We start from the raw sequence: 13882 nt of genomic DNA, 5'->3' as shown, positions 1-13882 counted from the left end.
GGGTCCCGGGGCATCAGACCATGTATCGCACGGCCACGAAACCGCCCAGCAGCAGCAGGAAGAACGCCGTGGCGAGGATGCCCAGGTTCTTCTCGATGAAGGTGCGGATCGGCGGCCCGAAATACCACAGCAGCCCGGCGACCAGGAAGAACCGCGCGCCGCGAGACACGGCCGAAGCGATCATGAAGACGGCGAAGTCCAGGTGGGTGACTCCGCTGGCGATGGTGATGACCTTGTAAGGAAAGGGCGTGAAGCCGGCCCCGGCGACGATCCAGAAGCCCCACTCGTTGTACAGGGCTGTGAACTGTTCCATCTTGTCGGTGTAGCCGTACAGGCTCATCACCTGCTGGCCGATCGCGTCCCACAGGAAGTAGCCGATCATGTAGCCGAACGCGCCTCCCAGGACGGAAGCGATCGTGCAGACCGTGGCGATCGCCCAGGCACGGTCGCGGCGCGCGAGCACCATGGGCATCAGCAACGCGTCCGGCGGCACCGGGAAGACCGAGCTTTCGATGAAGGAGATGGAGCCCATCGCCCACATGGCATGGCGATGACCGGCAAGGCGCATCGTCCAGTCGTACAGCGGTCTGATCACGAAAAGGCCATCCCATAGCAGTTTGCCGGCCCGCATGGCGGTATCCGGTATCCGCGGTCGTGTCTAACAGTCCGCTGCAGTGCACGCAATCGGCACGATCGTCGCTTCCGTGGCGTTTCGAGCTTACTGTCCTTACGTCGCCCGTCCGGTGCGGCGCCGCACGGCAGGGACGGTCAGCGCCGCCGCCGCCAGCACGCCGGCCGCACTCCCCATCGCGATGCCGTCGAAGCTGCCCTGCCGGTCGAGCAGCCAGCCGAACAGCCCCGGGGACAGGGCCGTCGCCAGCACGGTGACCGACACCGACAGCGACCGGATCGCTCCCAGGTGGCGGGTTCCGTAAAGCTCGGCCCAGACGGCCGCGACGATGATCGCGCTGATCCCGGCGGTGATCCCGGCCAGCGCCATGAAGCCGGCCGCCGCCAGCGGGTCGGCGGTGGAGGAAAGCACGAGCAGGGCCGTCCCCAGCGGCAGCAGGTAGAAGGGCATCAGGCGGACGGCGCCGAGCCGGTCGATCAGGGGGCCGACGGTCAGCGACGTGACGATGGTGGTCCCGGCATAGAGCGCGAAGCTGGCGGCGAAGAGGGACAGCGGCCATCCCTTCGACTCGACCAGGGCGATCTGGTGGAAGAACACGCCGGTGTTGATGAAGCCGGGGGCGAGCAAGGCCGGCAGCACCATGTAGAAGCGGGGGTCGCGCAGCACCTCCCCGCGCGTCCAGTCCCGGGCCGCCACCGGACGGGCCGATGCCGAGGCTCCGCCGGGGACCGGCTCGGGCGTGGCGGGCTCCGCGCGGGGCAACCAGAGCAGCAACGGCAGCACCACCGCGAGCAGCACGCCCGCGCAGACCGCCCAGGCGCTCCGCCAGCCCAGCAGCGCCAGGGCGGTCACCATCACCGTGGGCAGCAGGGCCTCCCCGGTCGGGTGGCCGAGCGCCGCGAGGCTCAGCGCGGTACCGCGGCCGGTGTCGAACCGGCGGGCCATGGTGGTGAAGGCGGTATGCGGCATCAGCCCCTGTCCGGCCAGACGCAGGCCGAACAGCGCCAGCACCAGCAGGACCGCGTGGCCGGCGGTCGCCATCCCGATGCAGGCGGCGGCCAGCGCCAGGCAGACGGCGGTCACGTAGCGCCGCAGGCCGGTGGTGTCGATCCGGCGGCCCGCCCAGATCAATGCGGTGGCGCTGCCCAGCGTGGCGATCGAGTAGAGCAGTCCGAATTCGGCATTGGTCAGGCCGAATTCCTCGCGGATGTAGCCGCCGGAGAGCGAGATGAAGAATGTCTGGCCGAAGCTGGAGAACAGGGTCAGCAGGAAGCCGAAGGCGAGCATCCGCCCATGGGCGGCGATGAAGGCGAGGTAGCTCAAGGGGAGTGAACCGGCGGTATGGCTGAGGGGGCGCATGACTGTTTGGTGTCAAACGATGAAGGGTGCGCAGACAACGGTCAACGCACCCTTCGTCATGGCAGCTCCCCGCCTATTCCGCCGCGTGGCGGACCGGCAGGGCCGGCGCAGGATGGGGCGCGCCGTGGGGGTCGTCCTCCTCCCTGGGTCCGACGAAGCGGCCCAGCACGCTGCCGACCCGTTCCGACAGCCCCTCCATGATGGTGTAGAAGCTGGGCACGAAGACCAGCGACAGCACGGTGGAGACCAGCAGGCCGCCGATCACCGCGATCGCCATGGGCGCGCGGAACTCGCCGCCGTCGCCGGCTCCCATGGCGCTGGGCAGCATGCCGGCCGCCATAGCGATGGTGGTCATGATGATCGGCTGGGCACGCTTGCGCCCGGCATCGATGATCGCCTCGATCCGGGGCATGCCCTTCCTTTCCTGCTCCACCGCGAAATCGACCAGCATGATCGCGTTCTTGGTGACGATGCCCATCAGCATCAGGATGCCGATTACCACCGGCATGCTGATCGGGTTGCCCGTCAGCAGCAGTGCGATGATGACGCCGCCGATCGACAGCGGCAGCGACAGCAGGATGGTGATCGGCTGGAACACGTTGTGGAACAGCAGCACCAGCACGCCCAGCACCATCAGGAGGCCGGCGCCCATCGCGGCGGCGAAGCCCGCGAAGACCTCGCCCATGATCTCGGCGTCGCCACTCTCCTGGATGCGGGTACCGGCCGGCATGTCCCGGACCTCCGGCAGCGCCTTCACCCGGGCGAGCGCGTCGCCCAGCGTCAGGCCGCCGGTCAGGTCGGCGCCGATCAGCACGCGGCGTTCCCGGTCGTAGCGCTCGATCGAGGAGGGGCCCTGGCCGAAGGAGATGTCGGCCAGCGACATCAGCGGCACGGCGACCCCCGCCGTGTTGGGCACCGCCAGCGTCTCGATCAGCCGCAGGTCGTGGCGGGCCTGGGTGTCGAGCTGGACGCGGATGGGGATCTGGCGGTCGCCCGCGTTGAACTTGGCCAGGTTGGCGCCGATGTCGCCGATCGTGGCGACCCGCACCGTCTCCGAGATCGTTTCGGGCGAGACGCCGTGGCGGGCAGCCTCGTCCAGGCGCGGCAGGACGCGGATTTCCGGCCGGTCCAGCCCGGCGCTGGCGGCGGCGTTGGAGAAGCCCGGCTCGCGCCGCATCGCCGCCTCGATCGAGGCGACCGCCTCGCCCAGCGCTTCGCCGTCGTTGCCCATCACAGTGATCGACAGCTCGCGCTCGCCGCGCTCGTTGACGTACCAGGCGCGGATATCGGGCACCTCGGCCAGGCGGCGGGAGATTTCCCCCTCCACCTGCTTCTGGGTCAGCTCCCGCTCGCCTTTCGGGGTCAGCATGATGAAGAGCGCAGCCTTGCGAACCTCGCGGCCGGCACCGGTCGGAGTCGTGCCGCCCATCGCGAAGACCGACCGGATCTCGGGCATCTCGCGGAGCGTCGCGGCGATCCGGTCGGTGGTCCGGGCGGTGTCCTCCAGCGTGGCGCCCGGCGGCAGCTCGACCGAGACGACGGAGCGGGCCGCGTCCTCCGCCGGGATGAAGCCGGTCGGCAGCAGCGACGTGCTCCAGATCGACACGGCGAACAGTCCGATGCCGGCCAGCAGCGTCAGCCAGCGCCAGCGCAGCGTGACCCGCAGGAACCCGGTATAGGCCCGCATCAGCGCGCTGTCGCGCTCCGGCCGGGGCGGGTGGGCGCGCATCAGGTACGCCGCCATCATCGGCGTGATCAGCCGGGCGACCAGCAGGGAGAACAGCACGGCGACCGCGACCGTCAGGCCGAACTGCTTGAAGTACTGGCCGGGAATGCCGCCCATGAAGCTGACCGGCGCGAACACGGCGACGATGGTCAGCGTGATCGCGATGACCGCCAGGCCGATCTCGTCCGCCGCCTCCATCGCGGCGCGGTAGGGCGACTTGCCCATCCGCATGTGGCGGACGATGTTCTCGATCTCCACGATCGCGTCGTCCACCAGGATGCCGGTCACCAGCGTGATCGCCAGCAGGCTGACCAGGTTGAGCGAGAAGTCCATCATGCTCATGACCCAGAAGGCCGGGATGATGGAGAGCGGCATCGCGACGGCGGCGATCAGGGTCGCCCGCCAGTCGCGCAGGAACAGAAGCACCACGATGATGGCCAGGGCGGCGCCCTCGAGCAGGGTCATCATCGCGGCTTCGTAGTTGCCCTCGATATAGTCGACCGTGTCGTCGATCAGCGTATAGCTGACATCGGGGTGGACTTCCGACAGCCGGGCGAGTTCCTCCTCCACCACCCGGGCCACATCGACGTTGCTGGCCCCCTTGGAGCGGAACACGCTGAACGAGACGACCTGCTGCTCGCCGTTCAGCTTGGCGAAGGACCGCGGCTCCTCGTACGAATCCACCACCTCGCCCAGGTCCGACAGGCGCACCTCGCGCCCGCCGGGCAGCACGATCCGCGTCTGGCGCAGGTCGTCCAGGGTACGGGCGCCGGCCAGCGTCCGGATCGCCTGTTCCTGGCCGCCCAGCTCGCCGCGACCGCCGCCCAGGTCGATGTTGGTGGCGCGGAGCTGCCGGTTGACGTCGGCCGCCGTGATGCCCAGCGACATCAGCCGGTCGGGGTCGAGCTGGATCTGGATCTCCCGCTCGACGCCGCCGATCCGGTCGATCCGGCCGACGCCCTTAAGGCCCTGGAGCTTGCGCTTGACGACATCGTCCACGAACCAGGACAGCTGCTCCAGCGTCATGCCGGGAGCGGAGGCGGCGTAGCTCTGGATCGCCTGGCCTTCCACGTCGATCCGCTCGATGATCGGCTCGTCGATGGTGCGCGGCAGGTCGGCGCGGATCTTGGCGATCGCGTCCTTCACGTCGTTGACCGCCCGGTCGGTGTCCACTTCCAGACGGAACTCGATCGCGGTGGTGGAGGTGCCGTCGGTGATGGTCGAGGTGACGTGCTTGACGCCGGTGATGTTGGCGACCGCGTCCTCGACCTGCTTGGTCACCTGGGATTCCAGCTCGGACGGCGCCGCACCCGACTGGGTCACGGTGATCGAGACGACCGGCACGTCGATGTTCGGGAACCGGGTGATCGGCAGCGACTGGAACGACACGATCCCCAGCAGCATGACCACCGCGAAGAACACCAGGGCCGGGACCGGGCTGCGGATCGACCAGGCGGAGACGTTGAGCGACATGGAACGGGCTCCCGCTTCTCTCTCGTGAGGGCGCTTAGGGGATGCTGCTGGTCTGGACCGCCGATGCGGCGGGGGATTGGGGGGCCGGGGTCACCCGATCACCGCCGCGCACGAACGTGCCGGAGACGGCGATGACGTCCTCGCCCGGACTCAGGCCTTCCCGGATCTCGGCCTTGCCTTCGGCCTTCAGCCCGACCGTGACGGGCCGGGTCTCGACGATGCCGTCGCGCACCACCTGGACCACAGCACCCTCCGGCCGGTTGAGCACGGCCGACAGCGGCACCAGGGTGCCGTCGCGGCGGTCCACCTCGACGGCGCCGCGGGCGAAGGCGCCGACCGCCAGCCCGGGAACCTCGTCCACCGACAGGCGGACGCGGCCGAGGCGCGACGTGCGGTCGACCTCGGGAGAGACCAGCCTGACGCGGGCGGGAACCGGATCGGCCATGCCGGCGGGACGGACCTGGCCCGGCTGGCCGACGCGCAGCCGGGCGAGTGCCGTCTCAGGCACGTCGGCCTCGACCTCGATCGTGCCGTTGCCGATGATCCGGAACAGCGGCTCGCCGCCGGAGGAGACCAGGGCTCCCAGCTTGGCCTCGCGCCGGCTGATGATCCCGGCGGCGGGAGCCTTGATCTGGGTGCGGGCGATCCGGACCTCGATCTCGCGCTGCTGGGCTTCGGCCAGGTCCTTGTCGGCCTGGGCCAGCCGCAGCGCGTCCTCGGCAACGGCGACGCGGGCGCGGGCCACCAGGGCTGCCGCCTCGCGCTGCTCCAGCGACTCCTGGGACGCGTTGCCGCGGTCCTGAAGGGTGCGGACGCGGTCGAAGGCGGCGTCGGCCTGCTTGGCGTTGGCGTTCGCCTCGGCGATCTGGTTGCGGGCCTGGGCGATGGCCGCGGCGGCGCGGGTTATCGACGCCCTGTTCTGCGCCGCCTGGGCGTCCAGCATGTCGCGCGACAGGCGGGCGAGCACTTGGCCGCGCTCGACCCGGTCGCCTTCCTCGGCGAGCAGTTCGGTGATGGCGAGCCCGTCGATCTCCGCCCCGACCAGCACCTCGTCGCGGGCGACCAGGGTGCCGGTCATCAGGATCGTCTCGGCCAGGGTGCCGGTCTGGGCCTTGACCACGCTGACGCTGGGCGGCTTGGGAACGCTGGCGGCGGGTTCCTCCGCGAGGGCCGGCGAGGCGACGAGGAAGGGGACCGCGGACCAGCCGAGCAGCGCCGCGCCGAGCAGCAGCTTGCCTGTGAACGAGAGGCGGTCGAATGCTCGGGACATGGTCTTGGCCTTATTCGGAAAGGGGAGGCGGGGAGGAGGGGCCGGCCGTCGGCCGCAGGAACCGTTCCAGCAGGGTATCGAGCACGGCGTCGATCCTGTCGTCGGTCATGAAATCGGCCATGGGGCGGTGGGCGATGATGCCGTCGCCCATGGCCATCAGCAGCCGGACGGTGACGTCCACGTCGATCCCGGGATCGACGGTGCCCTGTTCGATGCCCCGCCGCAGCGCCTTGGCGCAGGCGGCGTGGGCCTCGTTTATATTGCGCTCGAACATGGCGCGGATCTCGGGATTGCGCAACGCCTCAGCGATGATCTCGGTGCAGAGCGCCGGCGCCTCCCGACCGTGCATTTCGCGCAGGAAGGCGCTGGCGAGCGCGCACAGGCCGCGCACCGGATCGTCGGTCCGCTCCAGGACTTCGAAGATCTCGGCGTTGCGGACGCGGTCGGCCTCCGCGATGGCGGCGATGATCGCTTCCTTGCTGCGGAAATAGCGGTAAAGGTTGCCGGCGCTCATGCCGGCCTCGGCGCAGATATCCTGCATGCTGGCCTTGTGGAAGCCCGACCGCGCGAAACAGGTCATGGCGGCGGCGAGGATGCGCCGCTGCTGCGCCTCTCGCTGGTCCGCCGCCGTCGTTGAGGTCGAGTCTTCCTTGACGCTTTGTGCCATTGCCGTGATGCTGCCGTCTGTACTGAGAGTGAACGTTCATTCACTCACTGGTCTACGCCGATCACGGACATGCGTCAAGTGGGACAAATACAAATAAAAAGGGCCGGCGTTCGGAGCGCCGGCCCTGGAAAAGTCGCTTGGGGTTGCCTGCTGTCCTTACTGGACAAGGGCCTCCTGCACGTTCTCGGGCACCAGCACCTGATCGATGCCGTGGACGAAACCATTGCCCGTGCGGATATCGCCGACCGTGATCGAGGCCGGATTCTGGTTCGAACGGTCGGCGGTCCGCTGCTGGCCGCTACCGGTCTGCCCGCCCGTCGCTGTCCCCGAGCCATCGGTCATCGCGGTCTCGGCCTGGCGGAGCTGGAGCAGCGCGTCTTCGACGGCCTGGCGGGCGGCGTTCCGGTCGTTGGCCTGCACGGCCTGATCGGCGCGGGCGATCGCGGAACTCGCCTGCTCAAGCGGACCCCGATTCGACTGCTGAGCCTGGGCCAAGCCGCGGTCGAGCGCCTGGCGCGCGGTCGCGATCTGGTCCTGGACGGCCTCCATCTCCTGGCCCTGGCCGCCCAGGGTCTGGTTCGCGTTCTCCAGCGCGGTGCGGGCGTCGCGCACTTCCGACATGGCCGCAGGCTGGGAAGCCGAGGTCTGGGAAGCCGCCGTCTGGTTCGCGGTCTGGCCCTGGGCGGGCGGCTGCGGAGCGCCGATGCTCAGGCGCGGACGGCCATTGGTCATCGAGACGTCGATCGGTCCGCCGCCCATCGCGTTGATTTCCTGGGGGATCTGGGTGGAGGCGATGCTCTGGTTCTGGACCACGTGCTGGGACAGCACGGCGCGGAGCTGGTCGCGGTTCTGCTCCTGCGTCAGCTGGTCGCGAACGTTCTGCGGCAGCTTCTCGAAAGCCGCGTTGGTCGGCGCGAAAACCGTGTAGGGGCCGGACTGGCTCAGCGTCTCGGCCATGCCGGCGCTCTCGATCAGCCCGACCAGGGTGCTGAACTGCCGGTTCTCCCGCAGCGCCGCGACCACGTTGTCGGCCTGGATGGGGGCCTGCTGCGGGTCGGCGCCGCTCCGTGCGGTGCCCTGGCCACCCTCGCCGCCGAGGATGGCGGGAAGCGGAGTGGTCTTGGTGACCTGCTGTCCGCCCGGAAGCATCTGCTCGAGATCAGCCAGGATCTGACGGCATTGGTTCAGCTCACCGTCGTTCTGCGCATCGCGGGCCCGCTGGAGCATCAGTTCGGCCTCGGCCTTCTGCTGGCCTTGGAGCTGGTCAACCCGGTTTCCGACCTGGCCGATTTCGAGCTGCGTGCAGGAGGCCGGTTGCAAATTCTCTGTGCTGCCGGAAGAGGTCTGGGCCTGAACCGATCCCATCGTCCCTGCGGTAAGCGCGATGACCGCCGCGCCGAACATCAGCCTGTTCATATCCTCATCCTCCGCGTTTTGTCTCTTGACAAGCAATGAGCCTGTTGACCGCTACAACAATGGAGCGAGGAGAAGGGTTCCCGCGGGAGGCCGGCTCATCCCCCGGTCAGCACATGCAGCGAGGCGTCCCAGTAAGGCACCGGGCCGAACCGCCCGGCCAGGAAATCGACGAACACCCTGACCTTGGGCGACAGGTGGCGGCCGTGCGGGTAGACCGCGTGGACGGCGCTGTCACCGGCGACGAAGTCCATCAGAAGGACGTCCAGCTGGCCGCGGGCGATCTGCTCGCCGATGATGAAGGTCGGCAGGATCGCGATGCCGTGACTGCCGACGGCCGCTTCCCGCAACACCTCGCCGTTGTTGACCCGCAGCGTGCCGGAAACCTTCACCGACCGCACCTCGCCGCCGACCCGGAACTGCCACTGGTCGGCCAGCGGCGCGTTGGTGTAGATCAAGCAGTTATGGCCGCCCAGGTCGTCGGGGTGGACCGGGCGGCCATGTGCCTTGAGGTAGCCGGGGCTTGCCACCACGACCCGCCGGTTCGGGGCCAGGCGCCGGGCGACCAGGCTGCTGTCTCGCAGCCTGCCGATCCGCACCGCGACGTCGTAGCCCTCCTCGATCAGGTCGATGTACCGGTCGTTGAGGTCCATATCGATTTCCAGGCCGGGATGGCGGCGCAGGAACTCGGCGATGGCCGGCGCGATATGCATCATGCCGAACGACATCGGAGCATTGATCCTCAAGGTGCCGCGCGGCTGCGCGTGCAGGTCGGCGACGGCGCGCTCGGCCTCCTCCACGTCGGCTACGATCCGCGTGCACCGGTCGTAGAACGCCTGTCCCACCTCGGTCAGGCTGAGGCTGCGGGTGGTCCGGTTGAGCAGCCGGGCTCCCAGGCGGTTCTCCAGGTCGGCCATGCGCCGGCTGACCGCCGACTTCGACAAGCCCAGCCGCTCCGCCGCGAGCGTAAAGCTGCGGGCATCCACCACCCGGATGAACACGCACATGTCGTCCAACCGGTCCATCGGTCCATCCCGCCGTATTGTTGCGCATTGCAGAACAATGAAGTGAGATCATCGGTGATTATCAGGATCGGCGCAACGCGCTACCTGTTGTGGCGTCGGCGCGATCATCCGGTGCCGACGGATCCATCCGAACGGGAGACGAGACATGGCGAAGGTCCTGGTCCTCTACTACAGCACCTATGGTCACATCGAAACCATGGCCGGAGCGGTCGCCGAAGGGGCCCGCTCGGTTCCCGGCACCGAGGTGACGGTCAAGCGCGTGCCCGAACTGATGCCGCCGGACGTCGCGGCCAAAGCCGGCGTCAAGCTCGACCAGGCAGCCCCGGTCGCGACCCCGGCGGAACTCGCCGACTACGACGCCATCATCTTCGGGACGCCGACCCGCTTCGGCAACATGGCGTCGCAGATGCGCAATTTCCTCGACCAGACCGGCGGCCTGTGGGCACAGGGCAAGCTGATCGGCAAGGTCGGCAGCGTCTTCGCATCGACCGCGACCCAACACGGCGGCCAGGAAAGCACCATCCTGTCCTTCCACACCACGCTGCTCCACCACGGCATGGTGATCGTGGGTCTTCCCTACAGCTTCTCCGGCCAGACCACCCTGGAGGAGATCGCCGGCGGCTCGCCGTACGGTGCCACGACGATCGCCGGCGGCGACGGCTCGCGCCAGCCCAGCACGGTGGAACTGGAGGGGGGCCGTTTCCAGGGCCGGCATGTCGCGGAGATCGCAGCAAAGCTGCACGGTTGATACCGCAGCAAAGCTGCACGGCTGATGTTGAAGACCCGTGCCCCCGGCCGCGCCGGGGGCACGGCACCGGATCGCAACGCAACGCTGGAGGAGACCATCATGGGTTTGCTGATCGACGGACGCTGGCACGACCAGTGGTACGACACGAAATCGACAGGGGGCGCCTTCAAGCGGCAGGAGAGCGCGTTCCGGAACCAGGTCACGGCCGACGGCTCGTCGGGCTTCAAGGCCGAACCGGGGCGCTATCATCTCTATGTCTCGCTGGCTTGTCCGTGGGCGCACCGGACCCTGATCTTCCGCAAGCTGAAGAAGCTGGACGACGCGATCTCGGTCTCGGTGGTCGAGCCGCTGATGCTGGAGAACGGCTGGGAACTGGCTCCCGGCGCCGATCCGGTGAACGGCAAGCGCTTCCTCTACGAGGTCTATACCGAGGTGAAGCCCGACATGAACGGCAGGGTGACCGTGCCCGTGCTGTGGGACAAGCGGAAGCGGACGATCGTCAACAACGAATCGGCCGAGATCATCCGGATGCTCAACACCGAGTTCAACGCCTTCGGCGACGCCTCGGCCGACTATTACCCGGCCGATCTGCGCGGCGAGATCGACGAGATCAACGCCTATGTCTACGATCGGGTCAACAACGGCGTCTACAAGGCCGGCTTCGCGACGGACCAGGCGGTCTATGAGCGGGCGTTCGACCAGCTCTTCGAGGCGCTTGACGCGCTGGAGGAGCGTCTGGACCGCCAGCGCTATCTGGCGGGCGACCGCCTGACCGAGGCCGACTGGCGGCTGTTCACCACCCTGGTCCGGTTCGACGCGGTCTATGTCGGCCATTTCAAGTGCAACCTGCGCCGGATCGAGGACTACCCGAACCTGTCCAACTACCTGCGCGAGCTCTATCAGGTGGACGGAGTCGCGGAAACGGTCAGCTTCGAGCACATCAAGCGGCACTACTACGGCAGCCACAAGACCATCAATCCGACCGGAATCGTGCCGAAGGGGCCGGCGCTGGACTATGGCGCTCCCCACGACCGCGGCCGGTTCTGAGGCGGTTCCAGAGGATCCGGAGCGCTGCGGTTCAACCGGAATGCGACAATTCGCATGCGACGTGTTAACCTTCGATAAAGTGTATACGTCGATACTCTGCCCCTGTTGTCCCGCACCAGCTTCGCAGAGATCGACGGCATGTCGGCCAAGCCATTCACCGCAGAACTGCAACGCCGAGGTCTGCCTTTCCGGCACGGGGCGTCGACCGACCTGGAAACCGTCGCGAAGCCGGAGCCTGCGGGCCCCGTTCCCGTTCCGACGGCCACGCCCGCGGAGCTGATGGCGGCGATCGACCGGATCGAGCGGCGGCTCGACGAACTGGCGGCACTCCAGCCGGTGCTGGAGCCGGCCCCCGCTCCCGGACCGGCTCACGCCCCCGGTCCGGACGTCGCCGACCTGCAGCAGCGCATCCAGGCGACCCATATCGAGATCGCGGCCCTGCGTCATCCCAAGGCGGAGCAGGACAGGCTGGTGGTCGCCGGGGAGGAACTGGCGGCCATCGTCAGCGCCACCGAGCATGCGACCAACGGCGTGCTGAGCGCCGCCGAACTGATCGAGCGGACGGCGGTCAAGCTCAAGGCCAAGACCGACGATCCCGAGGGCAGGGCCGACCTCGACGGCATCATGGACGCCGTCGTGAGCATCTTCGAAGCATGCAACTTTCAGGACATTACCGGCCAGCGGATCGGCAAGGTCGTGCGGACGCTCGACTTCATCGAGGAGCGGGTCGTGAACATGATCCAGACCTGGGGCGCCGAGGCCTTCGCGAACCTGCCGACCTCGGTCGAGGTCCCCGTGGCGGAGGAGGCGAAGCTGCTGAACGGACCGCAGCTCCAGGGTAAGGCGATCAGCCAGGCGGAAATCGACGCCCTGTTCGGCTGATCCGGGGGCCGCAGCCCTCATTCGGCCGCAAGGGCCGAGCCTCCGATGCAGACCTCCAGCATTTCGAGCAGGTCCCGTTTCTGGAACGGCTTCACCAGCAGGCCGCCGAGGCCGGCGGCGCGCCAGCGGGCGGCTTCCGCTGCGTCGGCATGCGCCGTCATGCCGATGATCGGAGTTCCCGCGTTGACTCCCCCGGGTGCTCCGATGGACGAGGCCATGGACGGCCCTGCCATGTCCGGCATCGCCATGTCGAGCAGGACGGCCTGGAACGGTGTCCTGCTCGCCGCGTCGACCGCGCTCCTCCCGGTGGTCGCGGTGTGGACCAGGAAACCCGCGCGCATCAGCATCAGCCCGGTCACCATGCGGCTGGCCTCGCTGGCATCGGCCAGCAGGACCCTCGGCCGGTGGCCCCCGGATGCCGGACCGGGTGCGGCGGCCTGACGCCCCGCCGGGAGGGGGCGAACGGTGCCCGACATGGAGGTCGGCGACGTTCCCGGGCCATCGGCGGCCCGCATCGTCAGGTGAAGGCGGAAGCTGCTGCCGGTCCCCGGCTCGCTGAGCACCGTCAGCCGGCCCCCCATCGCCGAGGCGAGCCGGCTCGCGACGGCGAGTCCCAGGCCGCAACCGCCGTAGCGCCTGTTCATCGACCAGTCGGCTTGGGAGAAGGCTTCGAACAGGCTTGCCCGGTAGCCGGGATCGATGCCGATGCCGGAGTCGGTCACGGAAAGCACGAAGGACACGAGGTCGCCGCCCCGATCGCCCGCAGTATCGCCGGCGATCGGGTCGACGGACCCGGCGGCACTCTCCAGCGTCACGGCCAGCCCCCCGGACTCGGTGAACTTGATCGCGTTCGACAGCAGGTTCCGCAGGATCCTGGCCAGTTTCTGGCGGTCGCCCCGTACGGTCCGGGACAGTGCCGCGTCGGTCCGGCAGGTGATGGTCAGCCCCTTGGCCTCCGCCGTCCGGATCACCGCGTCGACCTCCGTGGCCACCAGGTCGGAAAGGCGGAACGGGCAGTCCAGCAGTTCGACGGGCTCGCTCTCCAGCTTCGCGAAATCCAGGATCTCGTCGATGACCCGGGCCAGATCCCTGCCCGAGTTGCGGGCGGTCTCCATGAAGGCGTCGCGGTCTTCCGGCGCGACGCCTTCCGCGAGCAGGTCGAGTGCGCAGACCACCCCGTTCAGCGGCGTCCGGATCTCGTGGCTCATCAGCGAGAGGAACGTGGCCTTGGCGCGCTCGGCATGGCGGGCATCCGCTGCCGATACCCCGCCGGAGGATCGAACCGGCCGGAAGCTGAGGGCCACGCCACCGTCGATCGACACGGCGGAATACTCGAACTGGTCGACGCCGGCCCCGGTCCCGCAGGAGGGACCCGCGAAACGTGCGCCCGCTCCTGATTCGGCGACGGCGGTCAACCGGTCGGGCAGGCCGCCCGGCACCAGGTCCGGCAATGTCGCCGTCAGCCGCCGGCCGATCAGGTCCGCAGAGCGGCGGCCCATCAGCCGGGCGCCTTCCTCGTTGATCAGGAGCCAGCGGAAATCGCAAATGCGGCCGTTCGGGTCGCGGACCGCCTTGAGGAACGCCATGCCGTCGAACGTGGCCGCCATGAGAGCGCCCAGCATCCCCTCGGTTCCTTGCGGC

11 protein-coding genes are annotated in these 13882 nt (G+C 68.7%); 3 read left to right on the top strand and 8 right to left on the bottom strand.

Going from position 1 to position 13882, the window contains the following annotated elements; all coding sequences use genetic code 11:
- Positions 1–13: 13 nt before the first annotated feature.
- From JL101_RS16455 to JL101_RS16425, 7 genes are all read right to left on the bottom strand, one after another.
- The gene (locus JL101_RS16455) at positions 14–595 is read right to left on the bottom strand and encodes a YqaA family protein (protein ID WP_203097399.1); all 582 of its coding nucleotides are present in this window, start codon (positions 593–595) and stop codon (positions 14–16) included.
- Positions 596–727: 132 nt separating this feature from the next.
- On the bottom strand, positions 728–1954 hold the full coding sequence (locus tag JL101_RS16450) for an MFS transporter (RefSeq protein WP_203097398.1): 1227 nt from the start codon (positions 1952–1954) through the stop codon (positions 728–730).
- 109 nt (positions 1955–2063) lie between these two features.
- Positions 2064–5189 (bottom strand): efflux RND transporter permease subunit, encoded by a 3126-nt coding sequence (locus JL101_RS16445; protein WP_203097397.1) that lies wholly within the window; start codon positions 5187–5189, stop codon positions 2064–2066.
- 34 nt (positions 5190–5223) lie between these two features.
- Positions 5224–6459 (bottom strand): efflux RND transporter periplasmic adaptor subunit, encoded by a 1236-nt coding sequence (locus JL101_RS16440; protein ID WP_203097396.1) that lies wholly within the window; start codon positions 6457–6459, stop codon positions 5224–5226.
- Between the two features lie 10 nt (positions 6460–6469).
- On the bottom strand, positions 6470–7126 hold the full coding sequence (locus JL101_RS16435; RefSeq protein ID WP_203097395.1) for a TetR/AcrR family transcriptional regulator: 657 nt from the start codon (positions 7124–7126) through the stop codon (positions 6470–6472).
- A 156-nt stretch (positions 7127–7282) separates the two neighbouring features.
- Entirely contained in the window at positions 7283–8542 is a 1260-nt protein-coding gene (locus JL101_RS16430; RefSeq protein ID WP_203097394.1) for a fasciclin domain-containing protein, read from the bottom strand.
- Positions 8543–8637: 95 nt separating this feature from the next.
- Positions 8638–9564: a LysR family transcriptional regulator gene (locus tag JL101_RS16425; protein ID WP_203097393.1), complete on the bottom strand. Its 927-nt coding sequence runs from the start codon at positions 9562–9564 to the stop codon at positions 8638–8640.
- A gap of 145 nt (positions 9565–9709) precedes the next feature.
- Between JL101_RS16425 and wrbA the strand changes: the two genes are divergently transcribed.
- The 3 genes from wrbA (at position 9710) to JL101_RS16410 (ending at position 12241) form a co-directional block, all read left to right on the top strand.
- Positions 9710–10312: an NAD(P)H:quinone oxidoreductase gene (gene wrbA, locus JL101_RS16420; protein WP_203097392.1), complete on the top strand. Its 603-nt coding sequence runs from the start codon at positions 9710–9712 to the stop codon at positions 10310–10312.
- A gap of 99 nt (positions 10313–10411) precedes the next feature.
- Positions 10412–11359 carry a glutathione S-transferase family protein gene (locus JL101_RS16415; RefSeq protein ID WP_203097391.1) on the top strand — a complete coding sequence of 316 codons (948 nt, stop codon included), beginning with the start codon at positions 10412–10414 and terminating at the stop codon, positions 11357–11359.
- Between the two features lie 138 nt (positions 11360–11497).
- Complete coding sequence (locus tag JL101_RS16410; RefSeq protein WP_203097390.1) at positions 11498–12241, top strand: protein phosphatase CheZ; 744 nt, start codon at positions 11498–11500, stop codon at positions 12239–12241.
- 17 nt (positions 12242–12258) lie between these two features.
- On the opposite strand, the gene JL101_RS16405 is transcribed toward JL101_RS16410, so the two are convergent.
- The gene (locus JL101_RS16405) at positions 12259–13863 is read right to left on the bottom strand and encodes a hybrid sensor histidine kinase/response regulator (protein WP_203097389.1); all 1605 of its coding nucleotides are present in this window, start codon (positions 13861–13863) and stop codon (positions 12259–12261) included.
- Positions 13864–13882 lie beyond the last annotated feature (19 nt).

The organism is Skermanella rosea (assembly GCF_016806835.2).
Taxonomy (GTDB): Bacteria; Pseudomonadota; Alphaproteobacteria; order Azospirillales; family Azospirillaceae; genus Skermanella; species Skermanella rosea.
The sequence above is the reverse complement of the archived record's forward strand: the minus strand, read 5'-3'. Positions and strand labels throughout refer to the sequence as shown.

Coding starts and splice junctions, on each gene's coding strand:
- JL101_RS16445 (WP_203097397.1), bottom strand. CDS start 5,189: ATGTCGCTCAACGTCTCCGCCTGGTCGATCCGCAGCCCGGTCCCGGCC.
- JL101_RS16440 (WP_203097396.1), bottom strand. CDS start 6,459: ATGTCCCGAGCATTCGACCGCCTCTCGTTCACAGGCAAGCTGCTGCTC.
- JL101_RS16435 (WP_203097395.1), bottom strand. CDS start 7,126: ATGGCACAAAGCGTCAAGGAAGACTCGACCTCAACGACGGCGGCGGAC.
- JL101_RS16430 (WP_203097394.1), bottom strand. CDS start 8,542: ATGAACAGGCTGATGTTCGGCGCGGCGGTCATCGCGCTTACCGCAGGG.
- JL101_RS16425 (WP_203097393.1), bottom strand. CDS start 9,564: ATGGACCGGTTGGACGACATGTGCGTGTTCATCCGGGTGGTGGATGCC.
- wrbA (WP_203097392.1), top strand. CDS start 9,710: ATGGCGAAGGTCCTGGTCCTCTACTACAGCACCTATGGTCACATCGAA.
- JL101_RS16415 (WP_203097391.1), top strand. CDS start 10,412: ATGGGTTTGCTGATCGACGGACGCTGGCACGACCAGTGGTACGACACG.
- JL101_RS16410 (WP_203097390.1), top strand. CDS start 11,498: ATGTCGGCCAAGCCATTCACCGCAGAACTGCAACGCCGAGGTCTGCCT.
- JL101_RS16405 (WP_203097389.1), bottom strand. CDS start 13,863: ATGCTGGGCGCTCTCATGGCGGCCACGTTCGACGGCATGGCGTTCCTC.